This window comes from Kitasatospora sp. NBC_01266 (assembly GCF_036242395.1).
GTDB lineage: Bacteria > Actinomycetota > Actinomycetes > Streptomycetales > Streptomycetaceae > Kitasatospora.
Genome location: NZ_CP108458.1, coordinates 2,262,227 through 2,289,016, shown reverse-complemented (window position 1 = coordinate 2,289,016; position 26,790 = coordinate 2,262,227). Strand labels below are relative to the sequence as shown.

Annotated in this window: 23 protein-coding genes; 12 read left to right on the top strand and 11 right to left on the bottom strand. The window is 72.4% G+C overall.

The genetic code is table 11. From position 1 onward, the window contains the following. Positions 1-292: 292 nt before the first annotated feature. Positions 293-1,273 carry a hypothetical protein gene (locus OG403_RS09455; RefSeq protein WP_329563112.1) on the bottom strand — a complete coding sequence of 327 codons (981 nt, stop codon included), beginning with the start codon at positions 1,271-1,273 and terminating at the stop codon, positions 293-295. 138 nt (positions 1,274-1,411) lie between these two features. Then, entirely contained in the window at positions 1,412-2,014 is a 603-nt protein-coding gene (locus tag OG403_RS09450; RefSeq protein WP_329563110.1) for a nucleotidyltransferase family protein, read from the bottom strand. A 130-nt stretch (positions 2,015-2,144) separates the two neighbouring features. Here OG403_RS09450 and moaA point away from each other — a divergent pair, with 130 nt between their 5' ends. The 3 genes from moaA (at position 2,145) to OG403_RS09435 (ending at position 5,680) form a co-directional block, all read left to right on the top strand. Continuing rightward, positions 2,145-3,158, top strand: a complete 1,014-nt coding sequence (moaA, locus tag OG403_RS09445; protein WP_329563109.1) for a GTP 3',8-cyclase MoaA — start codon at positions 2,145-2,147, stop codon at positions 3,156-3,158. Positions 3,159-3,220: 62 nt separating this feature from the next. Then, on the top strand, positions 3,221-3,994 hold the full coding sequence (locus tag OG403_RS09440; protein WP_329563107.1) for a hypothetical protein: 774 nt from the start codon (positions 3,221-3,223) through the stop codon (positions 3,992-3,994). Positions 3,995-4,039: 45 nt separating this feature from the next. After that, positions 4,040-5,680 carry an alpha/beta hydrolase gene (locus OG403_RS09435; protein ID WP_329563105.1) on the top strand — a complete coding sequence of 547 codons (1,641 nt, stop codon included), beginning with the start codon at positions 4,040-4,042 and terminating at the stop codon, positions 5,678-5,680. Between the two features lie 47 nt (positions 5,681-5,727). Here the strand turns inward: OG403_RS09435 and OG403_RS09430 are convergent, their stop codons facing one another. Further along, positions 5,728-6,867 carry an alpha/beta hydrolase gene (locus OG403_RS09430; protein ID WP_329563103.1) on the bottom strand — a complete coding sequence of 380 codons (1,140 nt, stop codon included), beginning with the start codon at positions 6,865-6,867 and terminating at the stop codon, positions 5,728-5,730. A 173-nt stretch (positions 6,868-7,040) separates the two neighbouring features. Between OG403_RS09430 and OG403_RS09425 the strand changes: the two genes are divergently transcribed. After that, positions 7,041-8,027, top strand: coding sequence for a hypothetical protein (locus OG403_RS09425; RefSeq protein ID WP_329563101.1), 987 nt, complete (start codon positions 7,041-7,043; stop codon positions 8,025-8,027). 10 nt (positions 8,028-8,037) lie between these two features. On the opposite strand, the gene OG403_RS09420 is transcribed toward OG403_RS09425, so the two are convergent. Further along, positions 8,038-10,044, bottom strand: a complete 2,007-nt coding sequence (locus tag OG403_RS09420; protein WP_329563099.1) for a CocE/NonD family hydrolase — start codon at positions 10,042-10,044, stop codon at positions 8,038-8,040. Positions 10,045-10,202: 158 nt separating this feature from the next. Between OG403_RS09420 and OG403_RS09415 the strand changes: the two genes are divergently transcribed. After that, positions 10,203-11,327, top strand: a complete 1,125-nt coding sequence (locus tag OG403_RS09415; RefSeq protein WP_329563098.1) for a HoxN/HupN/NixA family nickel/cobalt transporter — start codon at positions 10,203-10,205, stop codon at positions 11,325-11,327. Positions 11,328-11,398: 71 nt separating this feature from the next. Here OG403_RS09415 and OG403_RS09410 read toward each other — a convergent pair whose 3' ends face one another. Further along, the gene (locus OG403_RS09410) at positions 11,399-12,325 is read right to left on the bottom strand and encodes an SGNH/GDSL hydrolase family protein (RefSeq protein ID WP_329563097.1); all 927 of its coding nucleotides are present in this window, start codon (positions 12,323-12,325) and stop codon (positions 11,399-11,401) included. 292 nt (positions 12,326-12,617) lie between these two features. On the opposite strand from OG403_RS09410, the gene OG403_RS09405 reads away from it, so the two are divergent. After that, positions 12,618-14,276, top strand: a complete 1,659-nt coding sequence (locus OG403_RS09405) for an FAD-binding dehydrogenase (protein ID WP_329563095.1) — start codon at positions 12,618-12,620, stop codon at positions 14,274-14,276. 64 nt (positions 14,277-14,340) lie between these two features. Here the strand turns inward: OG403_RS09405 and OG403_RS09400 are convergent, their stop codons facing one another. Then, positions 14,341-15,528: a multicopper oxidase domain-containing protein gene (locus OG403_RS09400; RefSeq protein ID WP_329563094.1), complete on the bottom strand. Its 1,188-nt coding sequence runs from the start codon at positions 15,526-15,528 to the stop codon at positions 14,341-14,343. 291 nt (positions 15,529-15,819) lie between these two features. Here OG403_RS09400 and OG403_RS09395 point away from each other — a divergent pair, with 291 nt between their 5' ends. The 3 genes from OG403_RS09395 (at position 15,820) to OG403_RS09385 (ending at position 19,345) form a co-directional block, all read left to right on the top strand. After that, a complete protein-coding gene (locus OG403_RS09395; protein ID WP_329563093.1) occupies positions 15,820-17,496 on the top strand; it encodes a purple acid phosphatase family protein in 1,677 nt (558 codons plus the stop codon). A 116-nt stretch (positions 17,497-17,612) separates the two neighbouring features. Beyond that, the gene (locus OG403_RS09390) at positions 17,613-18,701 is read left to right on the top strand and encodes an S-(hydroxymethyl)mycothiol dehydrogenase (protein WP_329563092.1); all 1,089 of its coding nucleotides are present in this window, start codon (positions 17,613-17,615) and stop codon (positions 18,699-18,701) included. Further along, positions 18,701-19,345 carry an MBL fold metallo-hydrolase gene (locus OG403_RS09385; protein WP_329563090.1) on the top strand — a complete coding sequence of 215 codons (645 nt, stop codon included), beginning with the start codon at positions 18,701-18,703 and terminating at the stop codon, positions 19,343-19,345. Before OG403_RS09390 ends, OG403_RS09385 begins: the two co-directional genes overlap by 1 nt. Positions 19,346-19,367: 22 nt before the next feature. Here OG403_RS09385 and OG403_RS09380 read toward each other — a convergent pair whose 3' ends face one another. Next, entirely contained in the window at positions 19,368-19,844 is a 477-nt protein-coding gene (locus OG403_RS09380) for a peroxiredoxin (RefSeq protein WP_329563088.1), read from the bottom strand. 72 nt (positions 19,845-19,916) lie between these two features. On the opposite strand from OG403_RS09380, the gene OG403_RS09375 reads away from it, so the two are divergent. Together OG403_RS09375 and OG403_RS09370 are read left to right on the top strand one after the other, a co-directional pair. Then, complete coding sequence (locus tag OG403_RS09375; protein ID WP_329563085.1) at positions 19,917-20,480, top strand: TetR/AcrR family transcriptional regulator; 564 nt, start codon at positions 19,917-19,919, stop codon at positions 20,478-20,480. A gap of 26 nt (positions 20,481-20,506) precedes the next feature. Next, complete coding sequence (locus tag OG403_RS09370; RefSeq protein ID WP_329563083.1) at positions 20,507-20,839, top strand: YnfA family protein; 333 nt, start codon at positions 20,507-20,509, stop codon at positions 20,837-20,839. Positions 20,840-20,870: 31 nt separating this feature from the next. Here the strand turns inward: OG403_RS09370 and OG403_RS09365 are convergent, their stop codons facing one another. The 3 genes from OG403_RS09365 to OG403_RS09355 all read right to left on the bottom strand — a co-directional run bounded on the left by OG403_RS09365 (position 20,871) and on the right by OG403_RS09355 (position 25,337). After that, positions 20,871-21,638 carry a maleylpyruvate isomerase family mycothiol-dependent enzyme gene (locus tag OG403_RS09365; RefSeq protein ID WP_329563081.1) on the bottom strand — a complete coding sequence of 256 codons (768 nt, stop codon included), beginning with the start codon at positions 21,636-21,638 and terminating at the stop codon, positions 20,871-20,873. A gap of 59 nt (positions 21,639-21,697) precedes the next feature. Then, complete coding sequence (locus OG403_RS09360) at positions 21,698-23,947, bottom strand: terpene synthase family protein (RefSeq protein WP_329563080.1); 2,250 nt, start codon at positions 23,945-23,947, stop codon at positions 21,698-21,700. Positions 23,948-24,125: 178 nt separating this feature from the next. Further along, positions 24,126-25,337: a pyridoxal phosphate-dependent aminotransferase gene (locus OG403_RS09355; protein WP_329563078.1), complete on the bottom strand. Its 1,212-nt coding sequence runs from the start codon at positions 25,335-25,337 to the stop codon at positions 24,126-24,128. An 86-nt stretch (positions 25,338-25,423) separates the two neighbouring features. On the opposite strand from OG403_RS09355, the gene OG403_RS09350 reads away from it, so the two are divergent. After that, positions 25,424-25,807, top strand: coding sequence for a winged helix-turn-helix transcriptional regulator (locus OG403_RS09350; RefSeq protein WP_442910887.1), 384 nt, complete (start codon positions 25,424-25,426; stop codon positions 25,805-25,807). 89 nt (positions 25,808-25,896) lie between these two features. Here OG403_RS09350 and OG403_RS09345 read toward each other — a convergent pair whose 3' ends face one another. Then, positions 25,897-26,784 (bottom strand): helix-turn-helix domain-containing protein, encoded by an 888-nt coding sequence (locus tag OG403_RS09345; RefSeq protein ID WP_329563076.1) that lies wholly within the window; start codon positions 26,782-26,784, stop codon positions 25,897-25,899. Between the last annotated feature and the right edge of the window lie 6 nt (positions 26,785-26,790).

The window sequence follows — 26,790 nt, the reverse complement described above, 5'->3', positions numbered from 1 at the left end:
GTCCTGGTGTCGGTCGGCATCCGCCGGCCGGCCGCGCGTCCCCCCGCCCAGCGGGGCCGTTCCGTGCTCCGACAACGCCACCTCCTTGTGTGCGGTGCCTCACGGCCATGCGGGTGCTCCGACGGCGATATGGCGACATATCGACGACCGAAAACCACCGACCAGGCCGTGGAGCACCGCAATTCAACACTCGGGTGAGCTTGTGCACCAGATCACGAGCGCGACGTATTTCGGTTCTATTTCCGTTTTGATCAGTCCGGGGCCGCCTGCTGGGGCTGGTGGTGACGGAGGGTCAGGAGGTCCAGCCGGTCTCCAGCAGCGCCTCGGCCGCGCCGTTCACCGGCTGCGGCACGCCGCCCTCGTCCAGCGTGAAGAGTGCGACCAGCAACTGCTCGCCGCGCACCGTCGCCTGGTGCGAGTACCCGGCGGTGGTGAACATCGCGGCGGCCATCTCCTCGGCGTGCAGGGTCTGCAGCCACAGGCACTCGACCGAGCGCATGTCCGCCTGCTCCGGCCAGGTGTCCACCTGGGCCACCAGGCGCTCGCCGAGCAGCGTGACCGCCTCCCGCTCCTGGCCCTCGGTCAGTTCCAGCTCGCTGAAGCCGAGCCACTCCAGGTAGCGGGCGGCGGCCAGCACGGCGTCCTGTCCGGTGCGGACCGGCTGTGGGCGGAACGGCGGCCGGTTCTGCCACCGGCCGCCCTGCGGGACGTCGGGAGGGGTGGCCGGCGGGACGGACGGCACCCCCGGCACTCCGGTGCGCTGCGGACCGCCCAGCCGGCCGGGCTGGCCCGGCTGGCCGGACTGGCCCTGCCGCTCCGCGTACAGCGAACCCTCGCCGTGCGGTGCGCCGCCCGCCCCGGGGCGCACGCCGAGCGGGCGCGAACCCTGCGGCCCGGCGGCTCCCGCACGCGGCGCGCGGTCGACCGGCAGGCGCACAGTGGCACCGCAGTTGCAGGTGAACTCCGGCTGCGGCCACTGGTCGTTGCGCCCGCAGCTCGGGCAGCGCAGGCTCAGCCAGGAGTCCTCCCAGGAGCGGAACCGCACCTGCACCGGCACGCCGCCGCGCAGCAGCGGCACCTTGAGCGCGGCCCCGCACGGGCAGGGCAGGGCCGGCGGCTCGTACACGTGCTCGCGCCGGCAGGCCGGACAGCGGATCGCCCGCGCGCCGGCCGGTGCGGTCACGGCCTCGGGGAGTTCCTCGCCCGGGCGCGGTGCATCGCCGTCCCACGAGTCGTTGCCGGTGAAGTCGTCGGGCAGCGGATGTCCGGACAAGGCGCGCACCGTCCGTTCGGGTGAGAGGGGCGGGTCGCCCTCCATGGTCCCCGATCGGGCCGCTCGGCGGTGCTGAACGCCGGAATGATCAGGGATTTTTCAGGGTGAATCAGTCAGCGTGCGGACCCGGGCACGGCGTCAACCCGCCGACCAGCGGGCCAGGTCGGCCGGGGTGTCCAGGTCGTCGGGCACCGCGATGTCGCCGCACTCGACCAGCCGCAGCTCGGCCTGACGGTTCGTCAGCAGGGCGCGGGCGCCGGCGTCGCCGCGGGCGGACTCGGCGGCCTCGGCGAAGTGGTCGGCGCCGATCAGCACGGGGTGGCCGCGGCGGCCCTGGTAGCCGGCGGCGGCCAAGGTGGCGCCGGCCCGGTGGGCGGCCAGCAGCCGGGCGACGGCCGCCGGTGTGACGCCCGGGGTGTCGACCAGCGAGACCAGGACGCCGGAGCAGCCGGGCGGCAGCGCGGCCAGGCCGGTGCGCAGCGAGCCGCCCATGCCCTCGGCCCAGTCGGGGTTGGCCAGCACCGTGCAGTCGGCCAGCTCGGCGGTGCCGAGCACCTGGTCGCGGGCCGCGCCGAGCACCACGAGCACCGGGTCGCAGCCGCCCTCGCGCACCACCCGCACCGCGTGCTCGACCAGCGGCCGCCCGCGGAAGGGCAGCAGCGCTTTCGGCCGGCCGCCCAGCCGGCTGCCACCCCCGGCGGCCAGGACCAGCGCGGCGACGGGTGGGGACAGCTCAGCCATGCCACCAGCATGGCGGTCGGCGGGTGCTCCGCGCGCTGTGTGATCACACAAGGGTGCGGTGCCGACCTTGGACGGAGACCGGTTGATGCGCCGCTGGATGTTTGCCGTCCCGCGTTCTCTACTGGCGTTCATGCACACCGCTCCTGCCCCGCTGGTCGACCGCCTCGGCCGGGTCCACACCGATCTGCGGGTCTCCCTGACCGACCGCTGCAACCTGCGCTGCACCTACTGCATGCCGGCCGAGGGGCTCGACTGGCTGCCCAGGGCCGAGCTGCTCACCGACGCGGAGGTCGTCCGCCTGGTGCGGATCGCGGTGCGCCGGCTGGGGATCGCCTCGGTCCGGCTGACCGGCGGCGAGCCGCTGCTGCGGCGCGGACTGCCCGCACTGGTGGGGGAGTTGACCGGGCTGGGGGTGGAGCTGTCGCTGACCACCAACGGGATCGGGCTGGCCCGGATGGCCGGTGCGCTGGCGGCGGCGGGGCTGCGCCGGGTCAACGTCAGCCTGGACACGCTGCGCCGCGACCGCTACCAGGAGATCACCCGGCGGGACCGGATCGCCGACGTCCTCGCGGGCCTCGCCGCCGCGCGGGCGGCCGGCCTGGCCCCGGTCAAGATCAACACGGTGCCGGTGCGCGGGGTCAACGACGACGAGCTCCTCGACCTGGTCGAGTTCGCCGCCGAACACGGCTACCGGCTGCGGTTCATCGAGTCGATGCCGCTGGACGCCCAAGGGGCCTGGGACCGCTCGTCGATGATCACCGCCGATGAGCTGCTGGCCGTGCTCGGCACCCGGCACCGGCTGATCCCGGTGCCGCGCGGGCCGCTCGGCGCCGGGCGCGGCACCCCGCCGGCCGAGGAGTTCCGGATCGCCGGGACGGACACCGTGCTCGGCGTGATCGCCTCGGTGACCCGGCCGTTCTGCGGCACCTGCGACCGGGTCCGGCTGACCGCCGACGGCCAGCTGCGCAACTGCCTGTTCGCGACCGAGGAGTCCGACCTGCGCGCGCTGCTGCGCGGCGGGGCCGAGGACGCCGAGATCGAGCGGGCCTGGCGCCGCACGATCGCCCGCAAGGGCCCGGGGCACGCCATCGACTCCGCCGACTTCGTCCGCCCGGCGCGGCCGATGTCGGCCATCGGCGGCTGACGGCGGGCCGGTTGGCGCGGCGCTGTACCGTACCGTCAGGTCGACGGACGGGGGAGAACGGAATGTGGACGCGCGTCACCGCGTGCCCGGTGGGGCCCGAGGCCCGGGACTGGATCGAGCGCTCGACGGCCTGGCTGGCCGATGAGTTCGGCCCGGCTCCACTGCTGCGGGATCCGGTGCTGCCGACCGCCGAGCACTTCCCCGGGCCGTACGCGGGCACGCCCGCCGAGATCCGCGGGCTGGTGCAGCGGATCTGCAAGGTCGCCGGGGTCCATCCCGAGACCATCACCGTCGAGATCGAGCCGGACTCCGGCGAGGACGCGATGGTCGCCGAACTCGGCCTGACCAGCCGCTCGCGCTACGCGGCCGGTCACTACCGGCTGCGCGAGGGCCTGGCGGTGATCGGCATCGACCAGCGGATGGCGGCCCGCCCGATGGCCCTGGTCGCCACCATCGCGCACGAGCTGGGCCATGTCCGGCTGCTGGGCGAGGGCCGGATCAGCACCGAGCGGGAGGACCACGAGCCGCTCACCGACCTGCTGACGGTCTACTTCGGGCTCGGCGTCTTCAGCGCGAACTCGGCCTTCGCCACCACCAGGACCCACCGGCAGCAGTCCTGGCAGCGGCTCGGCTACCTCTCCGAGCAGCAGTTCGGCTACGGGCTGGCCTGCTACGCCTGGCTGCGCGGGGAGCGCAAGCCCGACTGGGCCGGGCAGCTGACCACCAACCCGCGCGCCTATCTGCGCCACGGGCTGCGGTACCTGCGACTGCACGGCCCGGGGCCGGAGCTGGAGGCGCTGCGCGAGGCGCTGCCGCAGGGTCTGGCGGATGACTGACCCCCAGTGGGTGTTCGTATGAAGAGAAGGTGGTATCCCTATGCGGTGAAGATCACACTGGCGCGCGCGTCGCGCCGTATCCTGCCCGCCGTGCTGGGGGTCACCGTGGTCGCCGGCTGCGGCGGCTCCGGGGGGTCCACCGCGGCCAAGGGCCCGGCCACGCCGCCGGTGGCCTCGGCCACCGCCCCGACCTTGGCTGCCGCCAGTACCCCGCCCGCGCCCTCCCCCTCGCCCACGGCGAGCGGCGCCGACGACCCGGCGCTCAAGTCCTTCTACGGGCAGCAGATCAGCTGGGCGAGCTGCCCGGCCGACCCGCAGGACCAGAACGCCGACCTGTCCGCCTTCCAGTGCGGCACCGCGCACGTCCCGCTGGACTACGCCAACCCGGGCGCGGACACCATCGACATAGCACTGATACGCAAGCCCGCCGTGCACCAGGACCAGAAGCTCGGCTCGCTCTTCTTCAACCCGGGCGGTCCCGGCGGTTCGGGCGTGGAGTTCCTCGGCGAGACGGCGGCCGACGAGTTCAAGGCCCTGAACGACCGCTACGACCTGATCGGCTTCGACCCGCGCGGAGTGGGCCGGAGCACCGCGGTGCACTGCCTGGACGACGCGGACCGCGACAAGCTCAACGCCCAGGACCACGCGACCGCGACCACCATGAAGGACTTCGAGAGCGGCTGCGCGGCCGACTCCGGCAAGCTGCTGCCGTTCGTCGGGACCGTGAACGCGGCCCGCGACCTGGACGTGCTGCGCGGGGTGATGGGCGACCAGAAGCTCAACTACCTGGGCTTCTCCTACGGCACCTACCTCGGCACCGTCTACGCCGACGAGTTCCCCGGCCGCACCGGACGGCTGGTGCTGGACGGCGCGATGGACCCGAGCCTGGATCCGCTCACCGCCGACGTCCAGCAGCAGATCGGCTTCGAGGGCGTCTTCGAACGCTTCGCGAGCGACTGCGTCAAGCAGAGCGACTGCCCGCTCGGCTCGGATGCCGGCGCCGCCGCCCAGAAGGCCGCCGACTTCCTGGACAGCCTGCAGGCCCACCCGCTGACCTCCGCCAAGGACGGCCGCACGCTCACCTCCGCCGAAGCCTGGACCGGAGCGCTGGGGATGCTCTACGGCTCCGCCAAGGACTGGGACTACCTGCGGATCGGCCTCACCCGGGCGATGAAGCAGCACTCGCCGGACCTGATGCTGGCGCTGGCCGACAACTACAACGGCCGGGACCAGAACGGCCATTACAGCAACGAGGCCGACGCCAACACGGCGATCAACTGCGCCGACGACGGCGCGCCGACCCCCACCGACGACCAGCTCCAGCAGGCCCTGCAGCAGCTGCAGTCCAAGGCCCCCTACCTGAACCGCCGGGTCACCATCGACGACCTGCGGGTCGGCAACGACTGCAGCGCCTTCCCGGCCCACGCCGCCCCGCCGCACGCCATCACGGCCGCCGGCAGCGCACCGATCCTGGTGGTCGGCTCCACCGGCGACGATGCCACCCCGTACGCCTGGGCCCAGCACCTGGCGAGCAGCCTGGCCAACGCCACCCTGCTGACCCGGGACGGCGACGGGCACACCGGCTACGACAAGAGCAGCTGCGTGCAGAGCGCGGTGAACGGCTTCCTGCTGAACGGCACCATGCCGGCCGCCGGGACGCACTGCTCGACCGACCTCACCAGCTGACCGGGACCGCCCGCAAGGCCGCCCGCTGTCCGCCGCCCGACGATCCGTCAGGCGGCGGTCGGCTGCGCCTCGGTCAGGCCGGGCACCGACAGCTGCTTGCCCAGCCACTCCAGGGCCGGCGGGATCTCCCGGCCCCAGGTGTGGAAGTTGTGGCCGCCGCTGTTCAGGGTGATGGTGGAGAGCTTGGTCGGCGCCTTGAAGGCGCTCACCATCTCCTGGGTGGCCTGGTAGTTGCCCTCGTTGGGGCTGGTGGCCAGCAGCAGCGAGACGGGCTCCGGCGCGGTGTTGCGCAGCCGCCACAGCAGGTCGTTCTCCTGCTTGAGCTGCGCGCTGCCGCCGAACAGGTCACCGGTGGTCGGGTCGTTGGAGACGCTGTAGTCGGCGGAGAGCGCGATCGCGGCGTGGTACGCGTCGGGCTTGCGCAGCGCGAACTTCAGTGCGCAGTAGCCGCCGGTGGAGTCGCCCATCACGGCGTGCGCGGAGGCCTGCGGGGCGATCCGGTAGCCGGCGGCCAGGGCCTTGGGCAGGTCCTGGGTGAAGAAGGTCTCCACCTGCGGGCCGTGCGGGACGTCCATGCACTCGGTGTCCCGGCTGGCGATCGGTGAGGGGCGCATCATCACCAGCACGGTCGGCGGCAGCTGCTTGGCGTTGATCGCCTTGAGCGTGCTGGCCGGGTACTGCATCAGCGTGATCAGCTTCTCGGCCGTGCCCGGGTAGCCGGAGAGCACCAGCGCCATCGGGAACTTCTGGTTCGCGTAGGCCGGCTGGAAGTACTGCGGCGGCAGGTAGACGAACCCGTCATTGGTCAGGCCGGAGGCGGCGCCGGTCACCGAGACCTTCTGGATCACCCCGGAGCGGTCCTCGGCCGAGCCCTGCTTGGAGTAGAACTTCTCCTGGCCGGTGACCTTCAGCGAGTCGCCGGGCTGGTGGTCCACCACCGTGCCGGGACCGCCGGCGGTGCCGAGCAGGTCGGTCCAGCTGGTGTAGAAGCCGAAGTAGGAGTTGGCCACCAGGGCCATCGCCACCAGCACCAGCACCTGGGTGCCGAAGAACGCGCCGAGTCGGCCGAGCAGGGGCTTGGCGCCCTTGCCACCGAGCTTGGGCCACAGCCACATGGTGGCGACGAAGGCCATCACGGCGAGCAGGCCGGTGATGATCTGCAGGGGAAGTCCGGTCAGCGCGAGCACAGTGGCCGATCCTAGATGAAGGGCTCCTGAAGGCGCAGGTCACCCCCTCCGCGAGCTGGCTACCCTTCGTGTGCGGGCTTTCACCAGCCGTGTGCGGACCATTGACCTGGTCAGCAGGATTTTGGGACGCTGTGCGCGCACGCTTACGCGAGCCTTAACTGGGGGGCTTCACCTTGCCCGGATCATCACGCACCATCAGCACCGCGGGCCGCGGCGCAACCCGCCACCCGCTGCGGCGGACGGCGGTGTTGGCCGGTGCGCTGCTGCTGGCCACGGCCTGCAGCTCGGCCCGCTACCCGGGCCAGGACGCCGGCCCGGTGCCGGACGGCTCGATGGGACCGCTGCCGAGCAGCAGCCCGAGCCCCACCACCGTCCCGTACGGGCTGGCGCTGGAGTCCTACATCGCGCCGCTCAGCACCGCGCTCGGCCAGCTCACCCAGGCGGGCAGCCTGGACGACCTGAACACCGCGCTGGCCGGCGCCCAGCAGGCCGCGAGCGCCGGCGCGCAGGGGCTGCAGGGTGCCGACGCGCCGTCCGCCGTCGCCGACGCGCACCGCCAGCTCTACGTGGCGCTCGGCGACCTGGCCACCGACCTCGGCGACGTGCAGACCGACATCAGCACCAGCAAGGTCTGCGCCACCTCCTCGGCGCTCGCCGAGACCGGCCAGTCCCAGGGCCTCAAGGACACGGTCAGCGCGCTGCAGACGCTGTCCACCGCCGGCTACACCAGCACCTTCAGCCTCCCGCAGCTGCCGCAGCCGCAGCAGCGCGCGCTGAACAACGGCGCCTGGGTGCGCGAGGGCCACGACGACGGCAGCGGCGTGCTGACGGTGGACAACAGCGCCGGCTCGACGGACGCGGTGCTGACCCTGACCAAGGACGGCCAGTCGGCCTACTCCTTCTACGTGGGCAAGGGCCAGAGCGCGAAGGTGTCCGGCATCGAGGACGGCAGCTACGCCATCTACTTCACCGGCGGCACCGACTGGGACGACTCGACCAAGAAGTTCACCGAGAACTGCGCGTTCACCAAGTTCCAGGACACCGCCGACTTCACCACCACCGCCACCACCTACCAGACCTACACGCTCACCCTGTCGGCCAGCGTCGGCGGCAACGCGCAGACCGACGCGGTGCCGCCGGACTCCTACCCCGTCCCGTAACCGGCGGCGCTCACCCCGCGGTGCGCGGGATGCGCCGCTCCCAGTCCCGCTCGAAGAGCACCGCGCCGCCCTCCCAGGCGGTGAGCCGGCTGCGCGCCGTGAACGCCTCGGCGTCGCAGCCGAGTTCGGAGCTGGTCCGGACGGTGACGTCCCAGCCGTGCTCGGGCCGCTCCAGGCGGATCGTCCACTCGGCGTGCGTGGTGGCGCTGAGCGGGTCCTCGGCGCGGATCCGGCAGCTGACCGAGGCCTGCTCGGTGCTGGCCAGGCCGTCGGGGTGGCTGTCCGAGCCGCCGGTGCGCGGGGCCAGCTCCAGGCGCCACTCGCCGGCCGCCGGGTCGTGCACGACCAGCCGCTCGGGACGCGGCTCGGCGGCCGTCCCGTGCCGCACGGCCAGTGCCTCGGCCTGCTCGGGCTCGGCGAAGGCGATCGGCGCCCGGCCCACGTCGGCGGCCAGGTGGCGCACCGGCAGGGTCAGCACGCTGGGGCCGGGGTCGACGGTGAAGCCCTGGTGCTGCGGCTGCGGCCAGAGCCACGGCCAGTAGGCGGAGGAGAGCGCCAGCCGCAGCCGGTGGCCCGGCGGCACGGCGAAGCCGGTGGAGAGCAGCTCGAACTCCACCTCGGCCACCGCGCCCGGCTCCCAGGGCACCGCCACCTCCCGCCCGTGCCGGGCCGCGAGGTTGAGCGCGCCCCGGGTGATCAGGGTGGACGCCCCGTCGGGTGCCACCGCGCAGAGCCGGGCGACCACCTGCCCGCGCGGCTCGGCGCAGCGCACCCGCAGCCGAACTCCCGGGCGCCCGAGCAGTTCCAGCCGTTCGGCGAGCGGGGAGCTGTCGAAGCAGACCGAGCGGCCGTCCTCCTCGCGCTGGTCGGGCGGCAGGTCGGCGGCGCTGCCCAGCGGGACGTGACTCCCGGCGTCGACCCCGGTGTGCTGCGGGGAGCGGACCGGCACGAAGCGCTCGCCCTCGGGGGTGCCGGCGGTGCGCAGCGTGTCGGCCAGGCCGTAGTGGATCTCCCGGACGTCGTCGGAGGGCCACTGGTCGTCGCCGACCCAGCGCCCGGCGCCGCCCGGCTCGCCCAGCCAGCAGCGCAGCGCGGGCTCGGCCATGATCCCGGTGTCGGTCTCCTTCAGCCACTGGTCCCACCAGCGCAGCGTCTCCTGGAGGAAGCTGATCGGCGGGCCGGGCAGCTGCGCGCGGTCCGGGTACTGGCGGGCCCAGGGGCCGATCAGCCCGCGCACCGGCGCGTCCAGCCGCTCGACCAGCCGCAGCACGGTGTCCCGGGACGGATCCGCCCAGCCGCCCACCGCCAGCACGGCGGCCCTGATCGCGCCGTAGCGCTCCTCGACGCCGGCCCGGCGCCAGTAGTCGTCGCGGCTCTGGTGGGCCAGCCAGGGGAAGAGGGCGGGCTCGATCGCGGCCAGCCGCTCCAGCCAGCGGGGCCGCCAGTGCTCGCCGACGTACTTGGGGTCCGGCGGGCGCGCGGCGAAGGCGAGCAGCGCGGCGGTCCGGGCGTGGCCGGCGGGGCCGAGCAGCGAGCCGCCGAAGTAGTGCGCGTCGTTGTCGTAGCGGTCGTCGCTGGCGCCGACGGTGACCACCGCGCGCAGCGGCTCGGGGGCCAGCGCGGCCAGCCGCAGCGCGGTGCCGCCGGCCCGGCCGATCCCGATCAGGCCGAGCCGCCCGGTGCACCAGGGCTGGCCGGCCAGCCAGCCGAGCACCGCCAGGCCGTCGGCCAACTCCTGGGCGCCGTACTCCTCGCCGGGCAGGCCGTCGGAGTTGCCGTGCCCGCGCGCATCGACCCGCACGCTCGCGTAGCCGTGGCCCGCGTACCAGGGGTGGCGTTCGGCGTCGCGCTCGGCGGTGGCGTCGCCGAGCCGGGACGGCAGGTACTCGAGCAGCGCGGGCACCGGCTGCTCGGTGACGGGACGCCAGATCCGGGCGTGCAGCTCGACGCCCTCGGCCACCGGGATCCGCAGGTCAACGCGGGTGACGTGGTGCGGGTAGCTGACGGGGTGTCGCATGCACCGACCATAGAGGAGAAAGCGGACAAAAGTGTTGAACCGGCAGTAATCGTGTTCATGTATCGGAGCTAGTTGCACATTATTTGCAACTGCGCAGGGAGGGGAGGAAGGATGTCCGAGTTCTGTCGCTCCGCACCCCCCGAAAGAGGTCGCCGCCCATGAGCAGCGCACCGGCTCCTGCCGCCCGGCCCCGCTGGACCGCCCGTCTCACCCGCGAGGAGTGGGTCCGGCTGGCCGGGATGGGCGGCTTCGTCCTGGCGCTGCACGTGGTCGGCTGGTTCACGCTGCTGGCGGTGATCGCCCCCAGGCACTACTCGATCGGCAACCAGGCCTTCGGCGCCGGGATCGGCCTGACCGCCTACACCCTGGGCATGCGGCACGCCTTCGACGCCGACCACATCGCCGCCATCGACAACACCACCCGCAAGCTGATGGGCCAGGGCAAGCGGCCGCTCTCGGTCGGCTTCTGGTTCTCGCTCGGCCACTCCTCGATCGTCTTCGGCCTCTGCGCGCTGCTGGCCTTCGGCGTCCGCTCGCTGGCCTCCTCGGTCGAGGCCGACGACTCGCAGCTGCACCGCACCACCAACCTGATCGGCACCAGCGTCTCGGGCGCCTTCCTGCTGCTGATCGGCCTGATCAACCTGGGCGCCTTCAACGGGATCCTGCGGGTCTTCCGGAAGATGCGCGGCGGCGAGTTCGACGAGGCGGAGCTGGAGCAGCAGTTGGACAAGCGCGGCTTCATGAACCGGATCCTGGGCCGGGTCACCAGGGCTGTCACCAAGTCCTGGCACATGTACCCGGTCGGGGTGCTGTTCGGCCTCGGCTTCGACACCGCCACCGAGGTCTCGCTGCTGGTGCTGGCCGGTGGCGCGGCGGCCTTCTCGCTGCCCTGGTACGCGCTGCTGGTGCTGCCGGTGCTGTTCGCGGCCGGGATGAGCCTGCTGGACACCATCGACGGCTCGTTCATGAACTTCGCCTACGAGTGGGCCTTTTCGAAGCCGGTCCGCAAGATCTACTACAACCTCACGGTGACCGGCCTGTCGGTGCTGGTCGCGCTGGTGATCGGGGTGATCGAGCTGGTCGGGCTGCTGGCCGACCGGTACGGCATCACCGGCGGCCCGATCGGCTGGATCGCCTCGCTGGACCTGAACAACGTGGGCTTCGCGATCGTCGGGCTCTTCGTCATCACCTGGGCCGGCGCGCTGGCCTTCTGGAAGTTCGGCCGGGTGGAGGAGAAGTGGTCGGCGCCGATCGCGGACCGGGCGGCGCCGGAGGCGAAGTGACCCCGGGACCACGGCCGTGGGGGTGGCCCGGGACCCGGGCCACCCCCACGGCGCGTCCAGCCGGCGTCGCGTCAGCGCAGCGCCGCCAGCACCGCGTTCGCCATCACCTGCTCGCCGGTGGCGTTCGGGTGGAACGGAACGGCGGGGGAGGAGGGCAGCGCGCCCTCGATCCAGCGGTCGTTCGAGCAGACATCGTGCCCCTCGGTCGGGGTCTCGGTGTCCACGTAGGTGGCGCCGTTGGCGGCGGCGGTGGTGGCCAGCATGGTGTTCAGCTGGGCCAGGACGCCGTGCAGGTAGGCCACGTCGCCGACGGTGACCGGCTGGCGGCCCGCGCAGGTCGAGGCGTCGGCCGGCAGCACCGACGGGTAGCCGACCAGCAGCACCTTGGCGCCGGGGGCCTTGGCGTGGATCTGCTGCAGCACGCTCGCGAGTTGGGGCGCGGCGCCGTTGATCCGGTCGACCAGGGTGTCCTCGCCGTACTGCCAGGTGAAGCTGAGCGTGTTCCAGTCCCAGGCCCAGTGGCCGTCCTCGTAGACGTCCTTGCACGGGGTGCCGGTCGGGTTGACCACCGCGCCGCCGATGCAGGTGGCGATCACGTCGGCGATGCCCAGGTCCGAGGTGCCCAGGTCGTTGCCGCCGATGCCGAGGGTGACCAGCTTGGTGCCGGCCGAGACGGCGTTCAGCTGCGGACCGTTGACCGTGATGCCGAGGTCCGTCTGCGAGCCGGTGAGGTCCTTGATCTTGGCGGCCGAGCAGGTCACGTCGGTGTAGGAGCCGGTGCCCAGGGCGGCGGCCACCAGGTGGCCGTAGTTGTGGTCGGAACGCAGGCAGAGGCCGTCCGATTGACCGGGTACGCCGGCACCGGCCGCGTACGAATCGCCGAGCGCGACATAGGAGCTGTACGGATTGGTGTCGGCGACGGCGGAGTTCGCTGACAGGCCGACCAGGGTGGCCGCCAGGGCCAGGCCGCCGAGGAGTTTCCGGGCAGGGCTGAGCATGGTTCCTCCTGGGGGAGAGAAACTGGGGGTGGGTGGGGAATTAGTGCGCACTGCCGCGGCTGCTACTGCCAAGTAAGTTACCGTCAGGTTTCGTGCGCGTCTACTGAATGTGTCGCTGAATTCGGCGAGTGCAATTCCCGGGTGAATTTCGCGTCGCGGTGGAGCGAAATTCGAAGCGGCGGAATTCCCGGGTGTTCCGGGCGGCGCTGCCCGGCCCCGGTTGACGCACCGGGACGCAGGCCGCAGGATCGGGGTTTCCGCGCAGCGCGCCCGAGTCTGGAGGAGTCCGCCGATGGCACTGGACGCCGACGTCATCGTGATCGGAGCGGGCCTGGCGGGCCTGGCCGCCACCGCCGAACTCGCCGACGCGGGACGCACGGTGATCCTGCTCGACCAGGAGCCGGCCGCCTCGCTCGGCGGCCAGGCGCACTGGTCCTTCGGCGGCCTCTTCCTGGTCGACTCGCCCGAACAGCGCCGGATGCGGATCCGCGACTCCTACGAACTCGCCTGGCAGGACTGGCTCGGCACGGCGGGCTTCGACCGGTCCGAGGACCACTGGCCGCGCCAGTGGGCCAGGGCCTACCTGGACTTCGCCGCCGGCGAGAAGCGCGCCTGGCTGCACGCGCAGGGGGTGCGGTTCTTCCCGGTGGTCGGCTGGGCCGAGCGCGGCGGGCTGCTGGCCAGCGGGCCCGGCAACTCGGTGCCGCGCTTCCACATCACCTGGGGCACCGGGCCCGGACTGGTCGAGCCGTTCGCCCGCCGGGTGCGCACCGCAGCGGCCAAGGGCCTGGTCCGCACCCTGTTCCGGCACCGGGTCACCGAGTTGGCCGCGACCGCGGGTGTCACCGACACGGTGCGCGGCGAGCTGCTGGTGCCGAGCGGAGTCGAGCGCGGGGTGGCCAGTTCGCGCGAGGTGGCCGGGCAGTTCGAGCTGCGCGCACAGGCCGTGGTGGTCGCCTCCGGCGGCATCGGCGGCAACCACGAGCTGGTCCGCAAGGCCTGGCCGGCCCGGCTGGGCGCGCCGCCCGCGCGCCTGCTCAGCGGGGTGCCCGCGCATGTCGACGGCCTGATGCAGCAGGTGGCGGGCGCGGCCGGCGGCCATCTGATCAACGGCGACCGGATGTGGCACTACACCGAGGGCATCGAGAACTGGAACCCGATCTGGGCCCGGCACGGCATCCGGATCCTGCCCGGCCCCTCCTCGCTCTGGCTGGACGCGCGCGGCAACCGGCTGCCCGTCCCGCTCTTCCCGGGCTTCGACACGCTCGGCACGCTGGAGCACATCAGGGGCACCGGCTACGACCACACCTGGTTCGTGCTCACCCAGAAGATCATCGAGAAGGAGTTCGCACTCTCCGGCTCCGAGCAGAACCCGGACCTGACGGGCCGCAGCCTGCGCCAGGTGCTCGGCCGCGCGCTGCCCGGCGCGCCCGGTCCGGTGGAGGCGTTCAAGCGCTACGGGGCGGACTTCGTGGTCGCCGACGGGCTGGCGGAGCTGGTGCGCGGAATGAACCGCAAGGCGGGCGAGGAGCTCGTCGAGGAGGCCGCGCTGCGCCGCGAGATCGAGGCGCGCGACCGCGAGATCGCCAACCCGTTCAGCAAGGACCTGCAGGTGACCGCGGTCCACGGCGCCCGCCGGTACCTGGGCGACAAGCTGGTCCGCACCGCGAGTCCGCACCGGCTGCTGGACCCCAAGGCGGGCCCGCTGATCGCGGTGCGGCTGCACGTGCTCACCCGCAAGTCGCTCGGCGGCCTGGAGACCGACCTGTCCGCCCGGGTGCTGCGGGCCGACGGCACGGTGCTGGACGGCGTCTACGCGGCCGGCGAGGTGGCCGGGTTCGGCGGCGGCGGGGTGCACGGCTACCGCTCGCTGGAGGGGACCTTCCTGGGCGGCTGCCTGTTCAGCGGCCGGGTGGCGGGTCGTGCGGCGGCGGCGGCGGCGACGGCCTGACGGGTCGGGCGGGTCGGGCGGCGGTGGCAGCCGCCACCCGACCCGAGCTGGTGCCGGGAAGGTGTCAGGAGGCGCGGTAGCGGCCGACCATGCCGCCGCTCATGTGGTCGGCCACGTGGCAGTGGTAGATCCAGTCGCCGGGGTTGTCCTCGGTGTACTCCACCGTCAGCGTGGTGGCGGGGCCGATCGTCTCGGAGTCCACGTACTGGCCGTTGCGCAGCCAGCGGTGGCCGTGCAGGTGGAAGACGTGGAAGGCGGAGCCGAGCGTGGCGATCCGCCAGCGCACCCGGTCACCGCGCTTGGCGGTGTAGGTCGGGGTGTTGTCCAGGAAGGCCCCGCCGTTGAACATGTTGAGGTTCTGGGCGAGCGAGGGGATGTCGTTCTGCCAGGCGTCGTGCATCATCAGCACGAACTCCCGGTCCACCGGCGGGGTGTGCTTGTCCGTCACCGCGATGATGCCGAGCAGGCCGAGTTCCGCGCCGAGCTCCATCACCAGGTTGCTGCCCATCGACATGCCGCCCGAGGTGGGCGCGGAGCCGGGGGCCGCGAGGGTCTGCGGCACCGAGTGGTCGTGGTAGGGCCAGGTGCCGACCGAGCTGGGCAGCGCCTTCCAGGTGTAGGTGTAGCTGCCGCCGAACGGGACGGCGGTACCCGGGACGGTGGGCGCGTCGGCCAGCCAGCCGCCGTCGTTGTTCCGGTCGTAGAGCACGCCGTGCGGGTGCATGCTGTGCGGCCACTGGTAGTGCTCGTCGTTGTTGCGGAAGTGGATCACCAGGGTGTCGCCGACCTGCGCGCGCAGGACGGGGCCGGGTATGCCGCTGTTCTCGCCGATGCCCTGCGGGCTGGTGTCGGCGGGCAGCGGAGTGCCCCAGTTGGGGGTGTAGGCGCGGTAGCCGATCGCCCAGAAGGTGGTCTGGGCGGCCTCGAACCGGGTGCCCATCATGCCGTCGTAGCCGTTGGCGACGGGGTTGTGCTCGAAGGACTCCGCCTGGACCCAGTACTCGCGGACCTGACCGGCCGGCCGCTGCTCCAGCGCGAACGGGTCGGTGGCGGCGGGGGTGCTGGGGTCCGCCTGGGCGGCGGCCGAGGCGCCGAGCGCGGCCGAGCCGGCCACGGCCGCGACCGCGCTGCCGGCCAGCAGCGTGCGGATCACGCCGCGGCGGTTCGCCACCGGCGCTCGGTTCGCGGCCGCCGAGGGGTTCCCGGCCGCTGCGCTGCGCTCGGAGCCCGGGCGCTCGGAGTCTGTGGGCATGACGGTGCCTCTCGTCGGTGACGGCTGATGAGGGCGAGTCAAGATGAGGCCGGGGGACCGGGCAAGGCTTCCGCGGTCGTTGGCCGCTAGTCGTCAAGTGTGTCGCGGGTCCTCGTGATGTGGAGATTCCCGGGAGGCGCTCCGGGCCCCGGTGAATCTCCCGGCGCGATGGCTGACCCACCGTCAGGAAGGCCTGGTGGCAACGCGAGGGCAGCGGCGGCCATCGACTCGACAGGGCCTGTTCACCAGGCGGTCTGGCGCCGGACAGCCACTGCTGGCAAAGTCCCGGCCATGGAGACGGATATCCCGAACATGGGCGTGCCCGAGCGACTCGCCGCCCGTATGAGCATGGCCGAGCAGCACGACTACCTGCGGAGCCGGCTCTCCCGCCGCCGGGTCCTGCGGTCCAGCGCGATCACGGTCGGCGCCCTGGCGGTCGGCGGAGCGCTCAGCACCGGCAGCGCCTACGCCGCGCCGAAGGCCACCCCGACCCTGGTGACCGACGCCGCCGCCTCGGCCGTCGACGGCTCGCAGGTCATCCCGGTCGGCCGCCACCTGCAGTTCGGCGCCGAGCCGGACTCCGAGTTCCGGATCTCCTGGCAGGTCCCGGTCCCGGTCAAGAAGCCCTTCCTGCGCTACGGCAGGACCCCGTGGGACCTGAGCCACAAGGTCGAGGCCGAGCTGCGCTCGCTGCACACCCCGGCGCTGGTGCCCGGCCAGAGCCCGGTGGACCAGTACTACCTGCACGTGGCGCTGGAGGACCTGGACGCCGACACCACGTACTACTACGGCGTCGGCCACCAGGGCTTCGACCCGGCCGCCCAGCAGGCCATCTCCACCCTCGGCAGCTTCCACACCGCCGCCTCGCGCGACAACCGCTGGGGCAAGGTCTACGAGCCGTTCACCTTCACGGCCTTCGGCGACCAGGGCGTCAGCACCCACGCGGCCAACAACGACCACGTGATCCTGGCCCAGAACCCCAAGTTCCACCTGCACGCGGGCGACATCTGCTACGCCGACCCGGACGGCACCGGCACCGACCCCGACAAGGTCGACTTCAACCCCCGGACCTGGGACTCGTTCCTGGTGCAGACCGAGCCGATCTCCTCGAAGATCCCGTGGATGGTCGCCTACGGCAACCACGACATGGAGGCCTGGTACTCGCACAACGGCTACGGCGGCGAGGACGCCCGCTGGTACCTGCCTTCGAACGGCCCGGACCCGCGCAAGGCCCCCGGCGTCTACGCGTTCCGCTACAGCAACGTCGGTGTCATCTCGCTGGACGCCAACGACGTCAGCTACGAGATCCCGGCCAACCTGGGTCTGACGGCGGGTCGCCAGACCAGCTGGCTGGAGCGCACGATCAAGGACTTCCGCAACGACGAGACGATCGACTTCGTGGTGGTCTTCTTCCACCACTGCGCCTTCTCCACCACCGTCGCGCACGCCTCCGAGGGCGGCGTCCGCGAGGCCTGGGTGCCGATCTTCGAGAAGTACCGGGTCGACCTGGTGATCAACGGCCACAACCACGTGTACGAGCGCACCGACGCGATCCTCGGCAACAAGGTCTCCAAGGCGATCCCGAGCGGCGCCACCCTGGACCCCGAGAAGGACGGCGTGGTCTACGTGACCGCGGGCGCGGCCGGCCGCAGCCTCTACTCCTTCGGCGCGCCGCAGAGCTACGAGGGGCACGAGCAGGAGGTCGACTCGATCCAGACCTTCTACAACGCCAAGGGCCAGACCAAGGTCGACGAGACGGTCGAGTGGTCGCGGGTGCGCTACCTCGGCTACTCCTTCATCAAGGTCGACGTGACCCCGGCGCACCTGGGTCAGAAGTCCTCGATGAAGGTCACCGCGCTGACCGAGACCGGGCAGCAGATCGACCACTACACCATCGTGCGGACCGTCGGAGAGGGCTGGGACAGCGACTCGGACGACGACGGCGAGGGCGGCGGCTGGGGCTGGTAGGCCCTGATCGGTTCGGCGCCGACTGACGGATGGGCGTCGCGGGTGGCCCCTCGGGAGAGAATGCTCTCCCGAGGGGCCGTTCGGCTTCTCGGCTGCGCTGCGAAAGGGTAGACCGGATGTCACAGCAGGTCAGGGGCGTCATCGCCCGGGGCAAGGGCGAAGCGGTCGAGGTGGCGACGATCGTCGTGCCCGATCCCGGACCTGGCGAGGCGGTGGTCAAGGTGCAGGCCTGCGGGGTCTGCCACACCGACCTGCACTACCGGGAGGGCGGGATCAACGACGAGTTCCCGTTCCTGCTCGGGCACGAGGCGGCCGGCGTGGTGGAGAGCGTGGGCGCCGGGGTCACCGAGGTGGCGCCCGGTGACTTCGTGATCCTCAACTGGCGCGCGGTCTGCGGCCAGTGCCGGGCCTGCCGGCGGGGCCGGCCGCAGTACTGCTTCGCCACCCACAACGCGAAGCAGAAGATGACGCTGCTTGAGGGCACGGAGCTGTCGCCCGCGCTGGGCATCGGCGCCTTCGCCGAGAAGACGCTGGTCGCCGCCGGGCAGTGCACCAAGGTCGACCCGGCGGCCTCGCCGGCCGCGGCCGGGCTGCTGGGCTGCGGCGTGATGGCCGGGCTGGGTGCCGCGATCAACACCGGCGGGGTGAGCCGTGGCGACAGCGTCGCGGTGATCGGCTGCGGCGGGGTCGGCAACGCGGCCGTGCTGGGCGCCCGGCTGGCCGGTGCATCGAAGATCATCGCGGTCGACCTGGACCAGCGGAAGCTGGAGCGGGCCCGCGGCCTGGGCGCCACCCACCTGGTGGACGCCTCGGGCGGCGCTGATGTGGTCGAGGCGGTGCGCGCGCTGACCGACGGTCATGGCGCGGACGTGGTGATCGAGGCGGTCGGCCGCCCCGAGACCTACCGCCAGGCGTTCTACGCCCGGGACCTGGCCGGCACCGTGGTGCTGGTCGGGGTGCCGACGCCGGAGATGAAGCTGGAACTGCCGCTGCTGGACGTCTTCGGCCGGGGCGGCGCGCTGAAGTCCTCCTGGTACGGCGACTGCCTGCCCTCGCGGGACTTCCCGATGCTGATCGACCTCTACCTGCAGGGGCGCCTGGACCTGGACGCCTTCGTCACCGAGACGATCGGACTGGACGAGGTCGAGCAGGCCTTCGCCCGGATGCAGGGCGGCGACGTGCTGCGCTCGGTGGTGGTGTTCTGATGCACATGCTGCCCCCCGAGCCCGAGATCGAGCACCTCGTCACCGCCGGCACCTTCGAACTGGACGGCGGCAGCTGGGAGGTGGAGAACAACGTCTGGATCATCGCCAACGACCGGGACGCCGTGGTGATCGACCCGGCGCACGACGCCGAGGCGATCGCCGCGAAGGTCGGCGACCGGCGGGTGCTGGCGATCATCTGCACCCACGCGCACAACGACCACGTGAACGCCGCGCCCGCGCTGGCGGCGATCACCGGCGCGCCGATCCTGCTGCACCCGGCCGACCTGCCGCTGTGGAAGCAGGTCCACCCCGGCGACCACCCGGACGAGGAGCTGACGGACGGTCAGCGGATCACGGTCGGCGGCCTCTACCTGCACATCCGCCACACCCCCGGGCACAGCCCCGGCGGCGTGAGCGTCTATGTGCCCGCGCTGGGCGCGGTGTTCACCGGCGACACGCTCTTCCAGGGCGGTCCGGGGGCGACCGGGCGCTCGTTCTCCGACTTCCCGACCATCATCGACTCCATCCGGGAGCGGCTGCTGACGCTGCCCCCGGAGACGGTGGTGCACACCGGCCACGGCCCGACCACCACGATCGGCGACGAGGCCCCGCAGCTCGAGGAGTGGATCGCCCGGGGTCACTGACCGCGGGCCGGCCGGCGCACCCTCACAGAGCGGCGAGCTGCTCGGTGAGGGTGTCGCTGTGCTGGAAGGTCAGGCCGGCCAGGGCGACGTGCTTCCAGCGGATGATGCCGTCCGTGTCCAGGATGAAGACCGAACGGCGCAGGCCCAGGCCGGGCACGGCGATGCCGAAGGCCTTGGCGACCGCGCGGTCGGTGTCGGCGAGCAGCGGGAAGCCGAGGCGGTGCTTGCGGGCGAAGGACTCGTGGCTGTCCAGGTCCTGCGGGCTGATGCCCCAGACGGTGGCGCCCAGGCCCTTGAAGCGCTCCAGGTCCGAGGTGTAGGAGCAGAGCTGCTTGGTGCAGACGGCGGTGTCGTCGCCCGGGTAGAAGACCAGGACCAGCGGGCCGCCCTTGGTCTCGGCGAGGCGGTAGTCACGCCGCTCGGCGGTGGTTCCGGTGAGGTGCAGGCCGGGGAGGGTGAAGTCGGGGGCGGGGGTGCCGACCTCGGGGGACTTGGCCATGGGAAACCCTTCGCGCGAAGAGGAGGTAGAACGTTCGTTCTACCAATGCGGGATAGTAGTACGGTCGGGGGCGTGCGTACACCTTCCCCCGCCCGACAGCGCCTCCTCGACACCGCGACCCGGCTCTTCTACGCCGAGGGGATCCGCGCGGTCGGCGTGGACCGGATCGTCACCGAGGCGGACGTCACCCGGGCCACCTTCTACCGGCACTTCCCCGGCAAGGACGAGCTGGTCCGCGCCTACATCCAGGCGTGGGACGGCCGGATCCGCGCCGAGGCCGCCGCGAAGATGCCGGGGCTGACCGCCGTCCAGGCCGTGGAACTGCTGGTGGTCCGGCTCGGTGAGGAGATGTGCGGCGCCACCTACCGGGGCTGCCCCTTCATCAACGCCGCCGCCGAGTACCCCGACCCCGAGCACCCCGTCTCCCGGGCCATCACCGAGCACCGGGCCTGGCTGCGCGCCCTCTTCCTGGGCCTCTTCGAGGCCGAGGGCCTGGCCGAGCCGGAACGGCTGGCGGCCACCCTGATGCTGTTGCGCGACGGTGCGATGGTCGGCGCGGGCCTGCGCGATCCGGCGGCGGTGGCGGCCGAGCTGTCGGCGGCGGTGGCCCAGCTGCTCGGTGACGGCAAGCGGTAGCCGCGCGGGCCGTAAAATCCCGGCCCATGACCGTGCTGCGTTCCGCCCTGCTCTTCGTCCTCGCCGCGATCCTGGAGATCGGCGGCGCGTGGCTGGTCTGGCAGGGGGTGCGCGAACACCGGGGCTGGGCCTGGATCGGGGCCGGGATCGTGGCGCTGGGCGCCTACGGCTTCGTGGCCACGCTCCAGCCGGACAGCCACTTCGGCCGGGTGCTCGCCGCGTACGGCGGGGTCTTCGTGGCCGGTTCGCTGGCCTGGGGCGTGGTGGCGGACGGCTACCGGCCCAGCCGCTTCGACCTGATCGGGGCGGTGATCTGCCTGCTGGGCGTGGGCGTGATCATGTACGGTCCCCGGCACTGAGGGTCGCCCCGCCGGCGCCGGGGAGCGGGCGTCAGAACTTCGAGTCGGCCACCCAGCGCGCCAGCAACTCCTCGTCGCCGGTGACCTCGAGGGCGGCCGCGGTCGCGGGGAGCCGGCCGTAGAGGAAGAGGAGCAGGTCGGCGGCGGTGCCTCGGACGGTCACGTCGGCGGTCGCGTCGGCGGGGGCGTCGGCGTCCGGGGTGAGGCCGAAGCTGTCCGGGTCCAGTCGGACCAGCCAGCTGCCCGTGCCGTCGGTGCCGGTGAACCGGAGGGTCTGGCCGGTGCCGCGGAGCCGGGCGGTCCCGGGGGCGAAGATGAACGCGTACGGCAGGTTGACCAGGAACTCCTCGACGGCGTCCGCGGCGAGCGCCGGGTCGATCTCCGGCCGCAGGCCCAGCGCGAGTTCGGCGTCGACCCGGTGCACCAGGGTCTCGCAGAGCATCCGGCGGGCCCAGAAGCGGGCGTGCTGGTCGGCGCCCCAGGCCCACATCGGGGCGTCGGGCTCGACGGTGGCGAAGGCCTCGGCGGCCACGGTGGCGCCCGCGGCCAGCCAGTCGCGGTAGCCGTCCTCCTCGGCGGGCAGCGCCAGCTCGACCTCGCGGCTGGCCGGCGGCTGCTGGACCTGCTGGCGCAGCAGCACGGAGAACCAGCGGTGCACGCTGCCGGTGTGCCGGATCAGGTCGAGCAGGGTCCAGCCCGGGCAGCTGGGAACGGGGGTGGCCAGGTCGGCGCCCTTGGTGAGGGTCACGAACCGGGCGGTCTGCTCGGCGACGAGCGTGCGGTGGTCGAGGGTGCTCATGAGGGGAGCCTAGTCGGGTGCCCGGCGTGAGCATCGGGCACCCGACAGCGGGCGCCCGGTCAGCCGAGCGCCGCGATCCGGACGGCCGAGGTGCCCAGGCCGCTGGGGACCGGGATCCGGAAGGCGGTGACCGGGCCGGCCGCCGCGGCGGTGGCCAGTCGCCGGTGGTGCGCGGCGGGCTGGTACTCCAGCTCGGAGTCGCGGTAGCGGCCCACGTCCCGGTGCCAGACGTAGATCCCGCTCAGCCAGTTGCGCAGGTCCTGGACGTAGTCCTCGAGTTCGGCGCGCTGGGCGGCGTCGAGCCGGTGGTCCTCGCAGAGCTGCGGCAGTTCATGGGCGATCAGGTGCTCGAACTGCCGCATCCGGGAGGTCTGCAGATCCGAGACCACCCGCAGGGCGTGCGGGAAGTCGCAGTTGAGGAAGGACTGCACCACCAGGACGGCGTTGTGGATCTCGCCCTCGTACTGGACCTCCTTGCGGTACGAGAAGAGGTCGTTGATCAGGCAGGCGTAGTCGGCGGCGGCGTGCTCCAGGGCCTCGATGGTGCCGGAGCGGAACACCTCGTCGGGCACGGTGCGCTGGTTGGCGAACCGGGCCAGGCTCATGGTCAGGTCGGAGCCGAAGGTGTGGCGGCGCATCTCGATGTAGTCGACCGGGTCGGGGATGCGGTGCTCGGCGACGTTGGCGATCTCCCAGACCCAGCTGTCCAGCATCACGTTGACGGCGTCACGGAAGGCCTTGCGGGCGCGCGGCGGCATCGGATCCGTGGTGCGCGGCCACAGGTCGGCCAGGCCGCGCTCCAGGGCGGTGACCGGGGTGGGCACCGGCTCGGCGGGGGAGAGGGTGAGGAACCGCGCGAGCCGGTCGACGCAGGCCCGCGCGGCCGGGACGTCGGCGGGGTGGCCGTAGCCGATCGGGAACCAGTCGTCCCCGTAGGTGCCCCAGATCAGCCACTCGGCGGAGAGGTCCAGCTCCGCCGGGGTCGCGTCCGGGTCCAGGCCGGCCGAGCAGAGGGCCAGGTCGTAGGCGGCGATCTGCCGGTCGCTCCAGACGCCGGAATCCACCACGTCCGGGAGCACGTCGAGGTAGCCCATCTCCCGGGCCCAGGCGGCGGAGTTGCGCCGCGCGCTCGCCAGGTGCGGGCTGAGCGCGGGGGCGAACGGCAGGTACATCTCCGGGACCTGGTACGGCGGGACGTCCTGGTAGGGCACGTGGGTGAAGCTGCGCAGCGCGGCCGGGTCGAGGAATCGGCCGATCTCGGCGGCGGAGGTGCCCAGGCCGACCGGCACCATGGAGAAGGCCGAAGTGCGCTGGTTGGCGTGGTCGTTCATGTACCGGCTGCTGCGCATGTGCCACTCGTGGCCGCCGGACTGCCAGTCCTGCAGCCCCTTGGCGTAGGCGAGCACCCGGGCGATCTCGTCGGGGGTCAGCGCGTGCTCGGTGAAGAGCGGCGGCAGCTCGGTGAAGAAGGTGTTCTCGAACTGGTGCAGCCGGCTGGTCAGCAGCTCGTTGACCGCGTCGGCGGCCTGCTGGGTGGTGTAGTCGAGGAAGGTCTCCAGGACCAGCACGCCGTTGCTCAACTCGCCCTCGTCGCCCACCTCGCGCTGATAGGAGAAGAGGTCGTTGCGCAGGTGCACGCCGTCCGAGAAGGTGTCGCGCAGCACCCGCAGCGGCCGGCTGCCGGCCACCCGGGCCGGGATCTCGGCCTGGGCCGCGAACTCCACCAGGCCGGCCGACCAGGGCGCGCCGCCGACCTTGCGCCGCATCTCGATGTACTCCACCGGGTTGGCCACCCGGCCCTGGTCGATGTTGGACAGCTCCCAGATCGACTCGTTCAGCAGGTGCTCGGTGCTCTCCCGGAACCGGGCCCGCCAGTCCAGCGACATGTGCGGCACGGTGCGCGCCCACAGGTCGGCCAGGCCCGCCTCGACCGGGTTGGTCGGCTCGGGGAAGCCGTCCGACAGGTCCATCGGCATGAAGAGCGGCAGCCGGTCCAGGTAGGCCTGGCCGCCGCGCCGGTCCAGGCTGCGCTTGAAGGTCTCCAGGAAGTGGTCGTCGAAGAAGAACACCCAGACGTACCAGTCGGTGACCAGGTCGAGCGCCGAGCTGTCGCAGTCCGGGTGGGTGTAGGCGCAGAGCAGCGCGTAGTCGTGGTCCTCCAGGTCCTGGAGCTCCCAGATGCCGCTGCCCTCCAGCATGCCCATCTCGCGCGCCCAGCCGCGGGTGTGCTCGCGGGTGGGCTCCAGATGCGGGTTGAGGGTGGCCGGATGCGGTAGGTAGAAGTCGGGTAGTTCGAAAGGCTGTGCCATGGGATCCCCCCACCGGGAACATTCGGCCACGCCGGAGTAGATGGCCGTCGATCTTCCCCAGTGTCGGTGGGTGATCGACGGCCCGTAAGACGCGTACGGCAGCGCGGTGGCGGCGTGAGATCCCGGTCGTGCCTTGGTCTTTCGGGTGAAGATCCGTCGGTTCGCGGACGCCGGGGAGCTACTGGCGGTAGGTGGCGAGGAAGCGGCCGATCCGGCTGATCGCCGTCTCCAGGTCGTCGGCCCGGGGCAGCGTGACGAAGCGGAAGTGGTCCGGGCGGGGCCAGTTGAAGCCGGTGCCCTGGACGATGTGGATCTTCTCGCGGAGCAGCAGGTCGAGCACGAAGCGCTCGTCGTCCTTGATCTTGTGCACCGCCGGGTCCAGCTTGGCGAAGGCGTACAGCGCGCCCTTGGGCTTGACGCAGCTCACCCCCGGCAGCTCGTTGAGGGCCCGCCAGGTGACGTCGCGCTGTTCGGTGAGCCGCCCGTTCGGCAGCGTCAGGTCGTGGATCGACTGGTGGCCGCCGAGCGCGGCCTGCACCGCGTACTGGGCCGGCACGTTGGGGCACAGCCGCATGCCGGCCAGCATGGTCAGCCCCTCCAGGTAGTCCCTGGCGTGCTGCTTGGGCCCGGAGACCACCAGCCAGCCGCTGCGGAAGCCGGCCACCCGGTAGGCCTTGGAGAGCCCGTTGAAGGTGAGGGTGAGCACGTCGTCGGCGAGCGCGGCCAGGCAGTGGTGCTCGACGCCGTCGTAGAGGATCTTGTCGTAGATCTCGTCGGCCAGCACCATCAGGCCGTGCCGGCGGGCCAGCTCCAGGATCCCGGTCAGCAGTTCCTTCGGATAGACCGCGCCGGTCGGGTTGTTGGGGTTGATCACCACGATCGCCTTGGTGCGCGAGGTGATCTTGGCGGCGATGTCGTCGAGGTCCGGGTACCAGTCGGCCTCCTCGTCGCAGAGGTAGTGCACCGCCTTGCCGCCGGCCAGCCGCACCACGGCCGTCCAGAGCGGGAAGTCGGGGGCCGGCACCAGGACCTCGTCGCCGTCGTCCACCAGGGCCTGGACGGCCATCTGGATCAGCTCGGAGGCGCCGTTGCCGAGGAAGACGTCGTTGACGCCCACCCCGGTCACCCCGCGCTGCTGGTAGTACTGCACCACCGCGCGGCGGGCCGGCAGGATCCCGCGCGAGTCGCTGTAGCCGTGCGCGTTCGGCAGGTTGCGGATGATGTCCTGCAGGATCTCCTCGGGCGCCTCGAAGCCGAACGTCGCCGGGTTGCCGGTGTTCAGCCGCAGCACGCTGTGCCCGGCCTCCTCCAGGGCGTTGGCCTGGTCGACCACCGGGCCGCGGATCTCGTAGCACACGCCCGCGAGCTTGCTGGACTGCCGAAACTCCACTGCTGCCTCCCGGCCTCACCGACTGGATTACTTTGTTCTACCAAGTAGGCACTTGGAAAGTCCAACCTTTTGGCTATGCTGATGGCATGTCACGCCGAAGCTACGACCAGTACTGCGCCGTCGCCCGCGCCCTGGACGCGGTGGGGGAGCGCTGGAGCCTCCTGATCGTCCGTGAGCTGCTCGACGGCCCGCGCCGGTACACGGACCTGCACGCCGACCTGCCCGGGGTCAGCACGGACATCCTGGCCGCCCGGCTCAAGCAGCTGGAGGGCGAGGGCGTGCTGCTGCGCCGCCGGCTGGAGCGGCCGGCCAACGGCACGGTCTACGAGCTGACCGAGCGCGGCGCCGAACTGCGCGCCGTGGTCGCGGCGCTGGGCGTCTGGGGGCTGCCGGCGCTCGGTGAGCAGCGGCCGACCGACGCGGTGCGCGGGCACTGGGTGACCGGCGCGGCCCTCGAACCGGCGTCCTAGACCGAAAGGTCTTGGGGTGCCCACGGATGCTCGGGGCCGTTCGAGAGGGAAGCTCGGACGGCCCCGAGTACTGGTCGTAGCTGTACTGGCTACAGCCGCGCGGCCCAGTCGCTGAGGCCGGCGGTGATCCACTCGTGCGCCGCGCCCATGTTCGGGCGCGGGTCGAGCAGGGTGGACAGGGACCAGTAGCGGACCATGACCTGCGGCCCCGAGGGGCGTGCGGCCAACTCGCGCCGGAAGTCGGTGTTGTCGACTTTTCGCTCCGCGCGGGCGAAGACGGAGACGAAGGCGTCCACCGCGTCCCCGGGCGCGGGGGCCGCGCCCCGGGCGAGCTCGGCGCGGGCGAGGTCGTAGGCCTCGCCGACGCCCTGGTAGACCAGCGTGGCGTCGCAGCCGCTGTGCTCGAGGTAGCGCGCCTCGGCGGCGCGGGCCCGGTCGCAGGTCAGCGCGCGTAGCTCGGCGTAGGCGAGCGCCTGGCGCGGGGTCGGGTCGGTGGGCAGCTCGGGCAGCGCCGCGTCGACGATCGCGGTGCGCAGCGAGGCGGGGATCCGCAGTGGCAGCGCCCGGCGCCAGAAGGTGGCGAAGCTGTCGCGGACCGGCCCGTCCTTGAGCGCCTCGCCGAGCAGCACCAGGTGCTCGGGAGTGGCGGCGGCGCTCAGCGCGGCCGACCGCCAGCGCAGCTCGGTCAGCTGGCGGTCCACCTGCTCGCGCTGCCCGGCCAGCGCCTGGTCGAGCGTCAGCTCGCCGCGCACCACCGACCCCGCGAGCGGCAGCGGCAGTCCGAGCGCGCGCAGCCCGCGCAGCGTGCGCAGCACCTCCAGCGCGTCCGCGCCGTACCGCCGGTGGCCGCCCGAGCTGCGCTCGACGGTGTCCGGGAGCAGTCCCTGGTCGGAGTAGTAGCGCACGGTCTTGACGCTGACCCCGGCGGCTTCGGCGAGCATGCCGATGCTGAGCGCCGGTGGCTGATCCCTCGTCATGGCCTC

Bases quoted from the DNA above. Each gene is read 5' to 3' on its own strand.
- OG403_RS09390 (WP_329563092.1), top strand. From the start codon at position 17,613: ATGTCACAGCAGGTCAGGGGCGTCATCGCCCGGGGCAAGGGCGAAGCG.
- OG403_RS09385 (WP_329563090.1), top strand. From the start codon at position 18,701: ATGCACATGCTGCCCCCCGAGCCCGAGATCGAGCACCTCGTCACCGCC.
- OG403_RS09400 (WP_329563094.1), bottom strand. From the start codon at position 15,528: ATGCCCACAGACTCCGAGCGCCCGGGCTCCGAGCGCAGCGCAGCGGCC.
- OG403_RS09420 (WP_329563099.1), bottom strand. From the start codon at position 10,044: ATGCGACACCCCGTCAGCTACCCGCACCACGTCACCCGCGTTGACCTG.
- OG403_RS09370 (WP_329563083.1), top strand. From the start codon at position 20,507: ATGACCGTGCTGCGTTCCGCCCTGCTCTTCGTCCTCGCCGCGATCCTG.
- OG403_RS09360 (WP_329563080.1), bottom strand. From the start codon at position 23,947: ATGGCACAGCCTTTCGAACTACCCGACTTCTACCTACCGCATCCGGCC.
- OG403_RS09365 (WP_329563081.1), bottom strand. From the start codon at position 21,638: ATGAGCACCCTCGACCACCGCACGCTCGTCGCCGAGCAGACCGCCCGG.
- OG403_RS09350 (WP_442910887.1), top strand. From the start codon at position 25,424: ATGTCACGCCGAAGCTACGACCAGTACTGCGCCGTCGCCCGCGCCCTG.
- OG403_RS09395 (WP_329563093.1), top strand. From the start codon at position 15,820: ATGGAGACGGATATCCCGAACATGGGCGTGCCCGAGCGACTCGCCGCC.
- OG403_RS09405 (WP_329563095.1), top strand. From the start codon at position 12,618: ATGGCACTGGACGCCGACGTCATCGTGATCGGAGCGGGCCTGGCGGGC.
- moaA (WP_329563109.1), top strand. From the start codon at position 2,145: ATGCACACCGCTCCTGCCCCGCTGGTCGACCGCCTCGGCCGGGTCCAC.
- OG403_RS09440 (WP_329563107.1), top strand. From the start codon at position 3,221: ATGTGGACGCGCGTCACCGCGTGCCCGGTGGGGCCCGAGGCCCGGGAC.
- OG403_RS09450 (WP_329563110.1), bottom strand. From the start codon at position 2,014: ATGGCTGAGCTGTCCCCACCCGTCGCCGCGCTGGTCCTGGCCGCCGGG.
- OG403_RS09410 (WP_329563097.1), bottom strand. From the start codon at position 12,325: ATGCTCAGCCCTGCCCGGAAACTCCTCGGCGGCCTGGCCCTGGCGGCC.
- OG403_RS09380 (WP_329563088.1), bottom strand. From the start codon at position 19,844: ATGGCCAAGTCCCCCGAGGTCGGCACCCCCGCCCCCGACTTCACCCTC.
- OG403_RS09345 (WP_329563076.1), bottom strand. From the start codon at position 26,784: ATGACGAGGGATCAGCCACCGGCGCTCAGCATCGGCATGCTCGCCGAA.
- OG403_RS09415 (WP_329563098.1), top strand. From the start codon at position 10,203: ATGAGCAGCGCACCGGCTCCTGCCGCCCGGCCCCGCTGGACCGCCCGT.